Raw genomic sequence first — 12,058 nt, 5'->3', positions numbered from 1 at the left:
CGAGCGCACCCGCGAGGAGACCGCGCGCCGCCGCGCCGACGAGGAACGCCTGCACATCGCGCGGGAACTGCACGATTCACTCACCCACCAGATCTCGGTCATCAAGGTGCAGGCCGAGGTCGCCGTGCATCTGGCCCACAAGCGCGGCGAGGAGGTGCCGGAGGCGCTGCTGGCCATCCGGGAGGCCGGGCGGGAGGCGACCCGCGAGCTACGGGCGACCCTGGAGGCGCTGCGCGACGACGACCGGACTCCGCCGCCCGGCGTGGACCACATCGCGGACCTGCTGGAACGGGCGCGCAGCACCGGCCTGGAGGCCAGCCTGACGGTGGCCGGACACCCCCGGGACCTACCCGCCACAGTCGGCCGGACCGCCTACCGAATCGTGCAGGAGGCGCTGACCAACATCACCCGGCACGCCTCCGCCGCGACGGCTTCGGTGCGCCTGGACTACCGCCCGGACGCACTCGTGGTCCGGGTCGACGACGACGGCCGGGCGATGCCGGACAGCGAGCCGGTGCCGGGGGTCGGACTGCTCGGCATGCGCGAGCGGGTCACCGCGCTCGGCGGTCGACTGCGGGCGGCGCCGCGCGCCGACGGCGGATTCCGCGTGCACGCCGAATTGCCGGTGGCACAGCCGTGATCCGCGTCCTGCTGGTGGACGACCAGCCGCTCATTCGCAGTGGATTCCGGGCGCTGCTCGATATGGAGGACGATATCGAAGTGGTGGGCGAGGCCGCCGACGGATACGCGGGCGTGGAACTGGCCCGGGAGCTGCTGCCCGATATCGCGCTGGTCGACATCCAGATGCCGGTGCTGGACGGAATCGAGGCGACGCGACGCATTGCCGCGGATCCGGCGCTGGCCGGGGTGCACGTCGTCATCCTCACCAATTACGGTCTGGACGAGTACGTATTCCACGCGTTGCGCGCGGGCGCGGCCGGGTTCCTGGTGAAAGATGTTCAGCCGGAGGACTTTCTGCACGCCATCCGGGTCGCCGCCCGCGGTGACGCCCTGCTGGCCCCGTCCATCACCCGTCGCCTGATCGACCGCTACGTCAGCCTGCCGCTCGCGGTGGGCGGCGGCCTGGACGACCTCACCAATCGGGAGCGCGAGGCGGTGGCGCTGGTCGCCCGGGGGCTGTCCAACGGCGAGATCGCCGACCAGATGGTCATCAGCCCGCTCACCGCGAAAACACATGTCAATCGGGCCATGACCAAACTGCGGGCCCGGGATCGAGCCCAATTGGTGGTACTCGCCTACGAATCGGGCCTGGTGGTGCCGCGCGACCGCTGATGCCCGAACCCGGAGTCGGCGGGCACAGGTGCACCGCGAGTCGCGCGGCCGGAACGGGGCGGCCAGGCGGGGCCGCTTCGAAATTCGGTGGCGGACACAGCCGTGCGGACGGCACCATGGTCCGCATGTTCCGGCAGCTGATCATCGTTTCGCCCGCGGCAGCGGGCGCGATGACGGCTGCCCTGGTGGTCGCATCCGCGTTCGACGGCGCTCGACGCTGACCTTCCCCGGGATGTCCCCGGGACCTCGGATGGGGAAGGTGGTTCGTCGCCGAGGTCCCGATCCACGACTCCCAGAAAAGATCTCATCATGGCCAAGCAGGCATTCGTCCGCACCAAGCCGCACCTCAATATCGGCACCATGGGTCACGTCGACCACGGCAAGACGACGCTCACCGCCGCCATCACCAAAGTGCTCGCCGAGCGCGGCGGCGGCTCCTACGTACCGTTCGAGCGCATCGACCGCGCCCCGGAGGAGGTCGACCGCGGTATCACCATCAATATCGCGCACGTCGAGTACGAGACCGACGCCCGGCACTACGCGCACGTGGACATGCCGGGGCACGCCGACTTCGTGAAGAACATGATCACCGGGGCGGCGCAGGTCGACGGCGCGATCCTGGTGCTGTCCGCGCAGGACGGCGTGATGCCGCAGACCGTCGAGCATGTGCTGCTGGCCCGGCAGGTCGGGGTCGAGCACCTGGTCGTCGCGCTGAACAAGGCCGACGGCGCGGATCCCGAGCTGCTGGAGTTGGTCGACCTCGAGGTGCGCGAACTGCTGAGCGCGCACGGCTACGACGGAGCGGCCACGCCGGTGGTGCCGGTCTCGGGCCTGCTCGCGCTGCGGGGTGACCCGCACTGGTCGGCGGCGGTGCTGCGGTTGCTGGACGCGGTGGACAACCACATCCCCACGCCCGTGCGCTACACCGACGCGCCGTTCCTGCTGCCGATCGAGAACGTGCTCACCATCACCGGCCGCGGCACCGTCGTCACCGGTGCGGTGGAGCGCGGGCGGGTCCGCATGGGCGACCGCGTCGCGGTGCTCGGCTACGGCCGCGAGCTGGAGACGGTGGTCACCGGTGTGGAAACCTTCGGTCGCACCATGGAATTCGCGGAGGCGGGCGACAATGTCGCGCTGCTGCTGCGCGGCGTCCAGCGCGATCAGGTGCGGCGCGGCCAGATCGTCGCCGCCACCGGCAGTGTCGAGGTGCGCACCCGCTTCACCGCGCGCCTGCACCTGCTGTCGGCGGCCGAGGGCGGGCGGCGGACGCCGATCACCACCGGCTACCGGCCGCAGTTCTACCTGCGCACCGGCGACGTGGTCGGCGACGTCGCCCTCGCCACCGCGACGATGGCGATGCCCGGCGACACCGTCGAGGTGACGGTGACGCTGGGCCAGCCGGTGCCGCTGGAGCCGGGCCTCGGCTTCGCCGTCCGGGAGGGCGGGCGGACCGTGGCCGCGGGCTCGGTGCTCACGGTCGACGGGTAGCGCGGCACCGCCGCGCATCGCGTCCGGTCCGGCCGCCACGGCGGTCGGGCCGGACGTTCGCGGGCGAGCGGTCGCCACGACCCGACGGCGCTCGCCTGGCGCGAACGGGTTGCGTCGCCGCGCCCCGGCACGGGGCGGGTGCCGTCGTCGCCCCCGACGCGGGCAGGTCCCGTCGAGCCCCGACGCGGGTGAGTCCCGATCACCCCCGGCTCGGGTGGATGCGGGGTCCCACCCGCGTTCTGGGGGCACCGAAGGTCGGGGCACAGCTTTTGGTGGATACGACGAGGTCACGAGGTGCCATAGCGTTTCGGCCGCAAAGGATTTGGGCGCGCTAGCGGTGGAGGGATCGACGTGGTTGCGCAAGTGACGGTCGAGGGGACTCGCACGGATGAGCCGGAGACCGTCGTGCGGTGGCATCCGTTGACGCGGATGGTCTTTCGGTTCGGGTTCGTCTTCGTCGGTATCGGCATGGCGGGCACCTGGCTCTTGCACACCCTGGTGCGATCGGTGGGTGTGCCGCAGGATGCGGTGCTCGAGCTGTCGACATGGCTGGCGCTGTCTCCGCTCACCGATTGGGTGGGTGCGCGAATCTTCGGCGTCACAGTCGATTACACGCCGACCGGCAGCGGCGACACCGCGGCGCAATGGATTTCACAGTTCACGCTGCTGCTGGTCAGTCTGCTGGCCACGGCGGTGTGGTCGCTGATGGACCGGAACCGGCCCAACTACCTGCGGCTGTACGCGTGGTTCCGGCTGCTGCTGCGCCTGGCGCTGATGAGCGCGCTGCTGCTGTACGGCATGGTCAAACTGCTGCCCTCGCAGATGACGTTCTATCTGGAGCGGCTGGTGGAGCCGTTCGGGCAGATGAGTCCGATGGCGGTGCTGTGGGCGCAGACCTCGGCCTCGGAGCCGTACGAAATGGCCTTGGGCGCGGCGGAAGTCGCGGCCGCGCTGCTGCTGGTACTGCCGGTCACGGCCGGGCTGGGGTCGGTGCTGGCGCTCGTCGTGGCCATGCAGGTGCTGTTGCTCAATCTCACCTTCGACGTGCCGGTGAAGCTCTTCGCGGGTCAGCTGCTGGTGTGGGCGCTGATCCTCGCCGCGCCCGAACTGGTGCGCCTGGTGCGAGCGCTGCTCGGCCACGCCGTCGGTGTCCGCGCGGCCGAACCGCTGGTCTCGACCCCGCGGGCACGGCGCATCCTGGTGGGCGCGCAGGCGGTGCTCGGCATCTGGCTGCTGTTCACCGCGACCGTCGAAGCCCACGACGCCTGGCGCACCACCGGAAACGGCCGCGACCGCTCACCCCTGTACGGCATCTGGGATGTCACCGAGTACACCGTGGCGGGCGAGACCGTGCCCGCGCTGACCGACTTCGACGGCGCGCCCGACACCGGCTCGGCACTCGACCCCACCGCGCGCTTGCGCCGCATCATCTTCGATATCCCGCAGGGCGTGACCGCACAGCGCATGGACGACTCGCTGCTGTCGTTCCCGGCCCGCATCGACACCGAACGGCAGACCATCACGCTGTCCAAGGACACCTCGCACAGCTGGCCGCTCGGCATGTTCGGATATCAGCGGCCGGAGCCGGACCGGCTGATCCTCACCGGCCAGCTCGGCGGCCGTCCGGTGCGGATGCAGCTGGAACTGCTCGACCTGGACCGATTCCCGGTGGTCTCGCGCGGCTTCCACTGGGTCTCCCCCGTGCCCTACTACCGATAGGTTTCGGGGTCTGCTCGTGCGCGACGGCGCTCATCTCGTAACCTCGGCTGGTCCGTGTACTCGAATCCGCAGGTTGTACCGATGGCCACGTCCACCCCGCCCGCCGACCGCCTCCAGCGCTGGGAGCGCGCCGCCGACATCCCCCTGACGGTGCTGGCGGCGGTATTCCTGGGCGTCTACTCCTGGCAGGTACTCGACACCGGGTCGTCACCGCGGCTGAACTTCTGGCTCACCACCGTCGACGTCCTGGTGTGGGTGGTGTTCGCGGTGGACTTCGGGGTGCGGCTGCGGCTGTCCACAGACCGCTGGCAGTTCGTGAAGCAGAATCCGCTGGATCTGCTGTTCGTGCTGCTGCCGCCGTTCCGTCCGCTGCGGCTGCTGCGCGCGGCCATGATCCTGCTGGACACCCTGCACCGGCACACGCTGACCCGCGCGCGGCTGTCGGTGTTCATCGGCGCCAGTTCGATTCTCATGCTGTATCTGTGCAGTCTGGCCATCTACGACGCCGAGTACGGGGTGGAGGACTCGAACATCCACAACTTCGGCGACGCGCTGTGGTGGTCGATGGTCTCGGTGACCACGGTCGGCTACGGCGACTTCTACCCGGTCACCACCGAGGGCCGGTTGGTGGCGCTGGTGCTCATGACCTTCGGCATCGGCCTGATCAGTTTCGCGATCGGCACCACCACCAGCTGGGTCATCGACAAGCTGAAGACCGTGGAGGAGTCCGCCGACCGCACCGACCGCGAGATCGGCAAACTGGTCGAGGAACTGCGGGCACTGCGCACCGAGGTCACCGCGCTGCGCGAATCACGCACCGTCGCCGGGGGCCAGATCGCGAATGAGCAGCGCGGTGTGCAGTGAGGTGCGGGTCTCCCCGTTGTCGAGATCGACGTCGAGAATCCGCTCGATCCGCGCCAGCCGGTCGTAGAGTGTGGGTCTGCTGATGGTCAACCGCCGGGCCAGTTCGGTCTTGTTGCCCGCCAGATCCAGGAAAAGGCGCAGGGTGCGGACCAGCTCGGTGTCGTGCCGAATGTCGTGGCGCAGCAGGGCACTCAGCTCGGTTTCGGCGAAGCGCTGCACGCCCGGTTCCGCACGGATGAGCGACAGCAGCCCGCGCAGCCGCACATCGCCGCTGCGATAGAACGCCCGCGGGCGCGAGGTCTCCAGCGACAGCGCCACCTCCGCGATATGCGCGGCCTGCGCCAGCTCCCGGGCGGTGTCGAGCAGGGATTCCGAATCCGCGCCCACGCCGATGACCACCCGGTCCACGCCCGCCACCCGGCGCACCTCGGCGGCCACGGCCGTGCACACGGTGGTGAGGCTCGCGTCCGGATCGGCGGTGCGGCCCACGGCGAGGACGAGATGTACGCGATTGCCGTGCCCCGGGGTGGCCAGCGCGGTGGCGCGGCCCAGCGCCACCCCGTGCATGGCGGCGTCCAGAATGGCGGCCGTGCGGCGCTGGCGCGCCACCGGATCGGCCTCGGTGACGGCGTCGACATCGATGGCCATCGGCACATAGCGGGCCCGGCGGGCCAGTCCGAGGGAGGCGGCCAGGGCGAGGGCGTCGCGTTCGTCGCTGATCCGCCCGGTCACCATGTCGTCGATGAGTCCGGTCTGTGCCTGCCGGTGCAGACCGAACCGATCCCGTTCGATCATGCGGTGCAGGGTGAGCGTCTGCGCCGCGCGTTCCAGCACCATGCGCGCGCGAGCGGACGGCACCCGATGCGAGCGCAGGATGAGCCGCCCCCAGCGCTGGGTGTGCGGGCCGACCGGCACCACGGTGGGGTCGGAGTCGGGCAGCAGCCGGGAGGTGGTCTCCCAGTGCTCGAGAATGGCCGAGGTGGCGGCATGGCGCGCGGTCAGCGCCAGCACGCGGTGGGTGAGATCCTCCAGCACCACCGAGGCGTCCAGCATGGTGGCGGCGGTCTGCACGATCTCGGCCAGCGATGCGCGGCGCACGCTCAGGGCGGTGAAGGTCTCGTGCACGGTGCGCGCGAACTCCAGCTCGGCGTACTGGTCGGCCACGATCACCCGGTGCACGGCCTCGGTGATCTCCACGAATCGCACCACACGGCGCAGCGCGATCACCGGCATGCCCAGTTCGTCGGCGGTGGCGGCGATGAGCGGGGAGAGTTCCCGCACGGAGGTGCCCAGTTCCACCACCAGTCCCGAAACACCGGCCGCGGCCAAGGCTTTCAGATAGTCGACGGTGGCGGCGGCACCGTGGGTGAGCGCCTGGCCGGTGGTGAGGATGAGTTCGCGGCCCACCAGTAGTTCCGCCACCTCGGGCAGTTCGCTCACATGCACCCAGCGCACCGGCCGGTCGAGCGATCCGCCGCCGACCACCTCGGGTTCCCCGGCGCGCACCACCGGCATCGCCAGGACATCAGCGACGGAGAGCAGCACCGACGAATCGTAATACGAAATCCGAAAACACATACAGATCGTCGGGGTGCGAATGATGATGGACAGCGCAGAGTAGGACGCGGAGGGTCCGTCCCGTCATGCCGGTGACCGGGAGCGGACCCCCCTTTCAGGATCGCGGCTCACCGAATCGAGGAACTATGCAGACCATCGCGCACTGGCTCGACGGCAAACCGTTCGCCGGATCCAGCGAGGCGACCGCGCCGGTGACCAATCCCGCCACGGGCGCGGTGACCGGACAGGTCGCGCTGGCCGACCAGGCCGATGTGCGGGCGGTGGTGGACGCGGCGGTCGCGGCCTTCCCCGCCTGGCGCGACGCCTCCCTCGCCAAACGCACCCAGGTGCTGTTCCGATTCCGCGAACTGCTCAACGAGCGCAAGGAGGAACTGGCCGCCATCATCACCGCCGAACACGGCAAGGTGCTCGCCGATGCGCTCGGCGAGGTGACACGCGGCCTGGAAGTAGTCGAATTCGCCTGCGGCATACCGCATCTACTCAAGGGCGGGTACACCGAGAACGCCTCCACCAAGGTCGACATCTTCTCGGTGCGCCAACCGCTGGGACCGGTCGCCGTCATCTCGCCGTTCAACTTCCCCGCCATGGTGCCGATGTGGTTCTTCCCCCTCGCCATCGCGGCCGGGAACACCGTGGTGCTCAAGCCGAGCGAGAAGGATCCGTCGGCCTCGCTGTGGCTGGCCGCGCTGTGGCAGGAGGCCGGACTGCCCGACGGCGTGTTCAACGTGGTGCAGGGCGACAAGGTCGCGGTGGACGAACTGCTGGACAATCCGGCCGTCAAGGCGGTGTCCTTCGTCGGGTCCACGCCCATTGCCCGGTACGTGTACGAACGCGGCACCGCCAACGGCAAACGGGTGCAGGCGCTGGGCGGGGCCAAGAACCACATGGTGGTGCTGCCGGACGCGGATCTGGATCTGGCCGCCGACGCCGCCGTGAACGCGGGCTTCGGCTCCGCCGGAGAGCGGTGCATGGCCATCAGCGCGCTGGTGGCGGTCGGTCCGGTGGCCGACGACCTGGTGGCGCGGATCGCCGAGCGCGCCGAGACCATTCGCACCGGTGACGGCACCCGGGACGCCGATATGGGGCCGCTGGTGACCCGGGCGCATCGGGACCGGGTGGCGTCCTATGTGGAGGCCGGGGAATCCGCCGGTGCGACAGTGGTTCTCGACGGCCGCACGGTGGAGGCCGACGGCGCGGCGGACGGATTCTGGCTCGGCCCCACCATTCTCGACCACGTCACCCCCGAGATGAGCGTCTACACCGACGAGATCTTCGGACCGGTGCTGTCGGTGCTGCGGGTCGAGTCCTACGAGGAGGCCATGGCGCTGCTCAACGCCAACCCGTACGGTAACGGCACCGCCCTGTTCACCAATGACGGCGGCGCGGCCCGGCGCTTCCACAACGAGGTCGAGGTCGGCATGGTCGGCATCAACGTCCCCATTCCGGTGCCCATGGCCTACTACAGCTTCGGCGGCTGGAAGAACTCGCTGTTCGGCGACTCCCACGCGCACGGCATCGACGGCGTGCACTTCTTCACCCGCACCAAGGCCGTCACCACCCGCTGGCTCGATCCCAGCCACGGCGGCCTGAATCTCGGTTTCCCGCAGAACCACTGACGCCGCGTAAGGACCATCATGACCCTTCCGAACGGACTCACCCCCGAGGCGGCACGCGAACAGGCCGCCCGCGCTTATGAGTTGGACCGCAAGCACGTCTTCCACTCCTGGTCGGCGCAGGCGGCGCTGAAACCGATGGTCATCACCGCCGCCCAGGGCTCGTACGTGTGGGACGGCGACGGCAACCGACTGCTGGACTTCTCCTCGCAGATGGTGAACACCAATATCGGACACCAGCATCCGAAGGTGGTCGCCGCCATCCAGGAGCAGGCGGCCAAGTTGTGCACCGTCGCCCCGCCGCACGCCAACGACGCCCGCTCCGAGGCGGCGCGGCTGATCGCCGAACGCACCCCCGGTGAGCTGAACCGCATCTTCTTCACCAATGGCGGCGCGGACGCGGTGGAGCACGCGGTGCGGATGGCGCGGCTGCACACCGGCCGCCCCAAGGTGCTCGCCCGCTACCGCTCCTACCACGGCGGCACCGATACCGCGGTCAATCTCACCGGCGACCCGCGCCGGTGGCCCAACGACACCGGCAGCAGCGGCGTGGTCCACTTCTTCGGACCGTTCCTGTACCGCAGCCAGTTCCACGCGAGCACCGAGGCGGAGGAGTCGCAGCGGGCACTGGAACATCTCGAGCAGACGATCCTGTTCGAGGGACCGGCCACCATCGCGGCCATCATCCTGGAGCCGGTTCCCGGTACGGCCGGAATCATGGTTCCCCCACCGGGATACGTGGCCGGGGTGCGCGAACTGTGCGACCGGCACGGCATCGTCCTCATCGCCGACGAGGTGATGGCGGGCTTCGGGCGCACCGGAAAGTGGTTCGCCATCCAGCATTTCGAGGGCGTGGTGCCCGATCTCATCACCTTCGCCAAGGGCGTGAACTCCGGATACGTGCCGCTGGGCGGGGTCGCCATCAGCCCCTCGATCGCCGCCACCTTCGACGACAGGGCGTATCCGGGCGGACTCACGTATTCGGGGCACCCGCTGGCGACGGCGGCCGCGGTGGCGACCATCAACGCCATGACCGAGGAGCGGATCGTCGAGAACGCCGCCGATATCGGCGACCGCGTCATCGGGCCGGGTCTGCGGGAGCTGGCCGAGCGCCATCCGAGCATCGGCGAGGTGCGCGGACTCGGCGTCTTCTGGGCGGTGGAGCTGGTGCGCGACCGCAACACCCGCGAGCCGCTCGCCCCCTACGGCGGCACCAGCCAGGCCATGATCGACACGGTGGCCGCCGCCAAGTCCGCCGGGCTACTGCTGTTCGTGAACTTCAACCGCCTGCACGTGGTGCCGCCGTGCACCATTACCGAGGCCGAGGCCAAGGAGGGCCTGGGGCTGCTGGATCAGGCGCTGACGGTCGCGGACGGACATCTCGACTGACTCTTGCCGGAAGGCTCACTGTCATCAGGTCTTCGGTCGGCTGGTGCTCCGGCCAACGCGTTGGCTATTCGAGTGCGCGGGCGAGACTCAGGGCGAGAGCATCGCAGTCCTCGAGCATCGCGATATGTCCGACTCCGCGGAGGTATTCCAGCTTGGCACCCGGCACCGCCGCGTACTGGTGCGCCGACGCCGGGTCCCAACGAGGGTCGGAGTCTCCGAAGATCACGAAGACGGGTTTCCCGGCGTCGATGAGGCGCTGGGGAACCGACCGGGTGGAAATGTAGTCGCCGTTGGCGGCGAGAATCGCACGAAAGGCTCGATAGGAAGTCCTTCGCAGGTCGGCGACAACCTCGTCGGGCACCGTGATCCGGGCCGCCGCCGTCGCCGCTAGTCCGCGGCGGATCATCGAGTCGCTACGGATCGACCAGATGAGCGGCCCGATCGGCGGCGAGACGAGCACCCGAATGATGGCCGGTTCGGGGCGCAGGGCTGCAAGGCTCGGCCCGGTGCTGACCAGAATCAGCTTGCCGACCAGGTCGGGACGACGCTCTACGAGGGCTGTGCCGACGTAACCTCCACTGGAGTGACCGACGACATCCACGTTTCGGACGCCGAGTTCGTCCAATACGGCGGCTATCCGATCCGCTTGCTGCGCAACGGCGTACGTCGCGGCCGACTCGGACCGGCCGCATCCGGGAAGGTCGATCGTGATCACCCGATGTTCCCTGCTCAGCATCGGCGCCACCGCTGCCCAGGTGGAACCGACTGCGCCCGAGCCGTGGATGAGCAGCACGGGCGGCGCCGCCGAGTTCCCATCGATGACGACGTGCACCCCGCGCACCGTCCTCGAGCATCGCGCCTGCGCTGGAGTCGATTTGGTCATACCCGACAGCGTCGTCGCAGGCCGCCGCGCCGTATTGGACGAATGTCACGCCTGGGCGCCGTCCGCGCGCTCGCCGAGCATCCGGAACACCGTCTAACCTGGCTGCATGACCGCAGCCGGCCAATTGGATTGGGATCGGGTCGATGTCACGGTTCCGGTCCGACAACCGACTCCGGGAGTCCGGATGGCGGGTTTCCGATACAACTACGGTGCCTCGGTCGACATCACGATGATCCCGTACCCCATGGTTACGCTCCTGTTCGATCTCAGCGAGCAGGTGGTCGTCCACGATCGGCTCGGGCGCTCGGTCACGGGTGACACCATCGTCGGCCTCGATGCGGGTGCTGTACGTGTCGCCGGTGCAGGCGCCGGCGACGTCCTACAGATCCGGGTGTCTCCTGTTGTCGCCGCGGCAATTCTCCGCGACACCGACGTCATCGGCGGTACCGTGACTCCGCTTCGGGAACTGTGGGGCAGCTACGCTACCGCCCTTGCCGAGCGGCTGCGTGCGACGCCGTCATGGGACGATCGGTTCGCAGTCGCCGCAGAGTTCCTTCGCGACCGGGCGGCCCGCAGATTCGGCGTCGCGCCCGAGATCGCGTACGCCTGGAATCAGACCATCCGCACCAGAGGGCTGCTCCGCGTCGAGGATCTTGCCATGGAGATCGGCTGGACGCGCCAGCGCCTATGGTCTCGTTTCCGGACACATATCGGAGTTTCGCCGAAGCGAGCGTGCGACCTCGTACGCTTCGATCATGCCGCCCATCTCCTCGCGGCAGGGCGCCCGCCCGCGGATGTGGCCGCCGAGGCCGGCTATGCCGACCAGTCCCATCTTCATCGTCGAATCAAGTCGGTCATCGATATGACCCCCACCGGCGTGGCCACCGCGCCATGGCTTGCGATCGACGAAGTTGCTTGGCCGACAATCTGATTCCCACGGACGAGCGAACGCGAGCCGGCCCGGGTTCGGTCAAACCGCTCGGCTCTGCGCCGACAACACCCCGATCGCACGTATTGCCTCCGCGGTCTCCCGTTGGGCCTCCGCCTGCGCGAGGGCGGCGTGCGCCTGTGCCTGCGCGATCACGTTCCGTCGCTCCGGTTCGCTGACTTCCGCTGCGGCGGTGAGCTCCTCGAGTAGCGCCTCGGCCCGCTGCTTGTGGGTGGTGTAGTCGTCCATCGGGCGATTCTCGCATCCTTCTCACTGTTCGATCAAAAGGACATATCGCATTGC

The 12,058-nt window shown here is 69.2% G+C and carries 11 protein-coding genes; 8 read left to right on the top strand and 3 right to left on the bottom strand.

Going from position 1 to position 12,058, the window contains the following annotated elements:
• The 5 genes from ON31_RS29765 to ON31_RS29745 all read left to right on the top strand — a co-directional run.
• Positions 1-640: sensor histidine kinase (locus ON31_RS29765; protein WP_039818431.1), on the top strand; the 640-nt coding region annotated here is incomplete at its 5' end.
• Positions 637-1,293, top strand: coding sequence for a response regulator (locus ON31_RS29760; protein ID WP_039818429.1), 657 nt, complete (start codon positions 637-639; stop codon positions 1,291-1,293). The genes ON31_RS29765 and ON31_RS29760, both read left to right, overlap by 4 nt.
• A gap of 309 nt (positions 1,294-1,602) precedes the next feature.
• Entirely contained in the window at positions 1,603-2,781 is a 1,179-nt protein-coding gene (gene tuf, locus ON31_RS29755; RefSeq protein WP_029929866.1) for an elongation factor Tu, read from the top strand.
• Between the two features lie 351 nt (positions 2,782-3,132).
• Positions 3,133-4,500, top strand: coding sequence for a DoxX family protein (locus tag ON31_RS29750; protein ID WP_147287094.1), 1,368 nt, complete (start codon positions 3,133-3,135; stop codon positions 4,498-4,500).
• 81 nt (positions 4,501-4,581) lie between these two features.
• Positions 4,582-5,364 carry a potassium channel family protein gene (locus ON31_RS29745; protein ID WP_039818428.1) on the top strand — a complete coding sequence of 261 codons (783 nt, stop codon included), beginning with the start codon at positions 4,582-4,584 and terminating at the stop codon, positions 5,362-5,364.
• On the opposite strand, the gene ON31_RS29740 is transcribed toward ON31_RS29745, so the two are convergent.
• On the bottom strand, positions 5,311-6,909 hold the full coding sequence (locus tag ON31_RS29740) for a PucR family transcriptional regulator (protein WP_039818433.1): 1,599 nt from the start codon (positions 6,907-6,909) through the stop codon (positions 5,311-5,313). The two genes, ON31_RS29745 and ON31_RS29740, sit on opposite strands and share 54 nt — an antisense overlap.
• Before the next feature lie 158 nt (positions 6,910-7,067).
• On the opposite strand from ON31_RS29740, the gene ON31_RS29735 reads away from it, so the two are divergent.
• Both ON31_RS29735 and ON31_RS29730 read left to right on the top strand, forming a co-directional pair.
• Positions 7,068-8,558, top strand: a complete 1,491-nt coding sequence (locus ON31_RS29735) for a CoA-acylating methylmalonate-semialdehyde dehydrogenase (protein ID WP_039818425.1) — start codon at positions 7,068-7,070, stop codon at positions 8,556-8,558.
• A gap of 18 nt (positions 8,559-8,576) precedes the next feature.
• Positions 8,577-9,944, top strand: coding sequence for an aspartate aminotransferase family protein (locus ON31_RS29730; RefSeq protein ID WP_039818424.1), 1,368 nt, complete (start codon positions 8,577-8,579; stop codon positions 9,942-9,944).
• A gap of 64 nt (positions 9,945-10,008) precedes the next feature.
• On the opposite strand, the gene ON31_RS29725 is transcribed toward ON31_RS29730, so the two are convergent.
• A complete protein-coding gene (locus ON31_RS29725; protein WP_255222310.1) occupies positions 10,009-10,827 on the bottom strand; it encodes an alpha/beta fold hydrolase in 819 nt (272 codons plus the stop codon).
• 106 nt (positions 10,828-10,933) lie between these two features.
• On the opposite strand from ON31_RS29725, the gene ON31_RS29720 reads away from it, so the two are divergent.
• On the top strand, positions 10,934-11,758 hold the full coding sequence (locus tag ON31_RS29720) for a helix-turn-helix domain-containing protein (protein ID WP_255222309.1): 825 nt from the start codon (positions 10,934-10,936) through the stop codon (positions 11,756-11,758).
• A 39-nt stretch (positions 11,759-11,797) separates the two neighbouring features.
• Here the strand turns inward: ON31_RS29720 and ON31_RS29715 are convergent, their stop codons facing one another.
• Positions 11,798-12,004, bottom strand: coding sequence for a hypothetical protein (locus tag ON31_RS29715; RefSeq protein ID WP_039818421.1), 207 nt, complete (start codon positions 12,002-12,004; stop codon positions 11,798-11,800).
• Positions 12,005-12,058: the final 54 nt, after the last annotated feature.

The organism is Nocardia otitidiscaviarum NBRC 14405 (assembly GCF_000308635.1).
Taxonomy (GTDB): domain Bacteria; phylum Actinomycetota; class Actinomycetes; order Mycobacteriales; family Mycobacteriaceae; genus Nocardia; species Nocardia otitidiscaviarum.
Note: the sequence above shows the minus strand (reverse complement) of the source record. Positions and strands in the feature narration are given on the sequence as shown.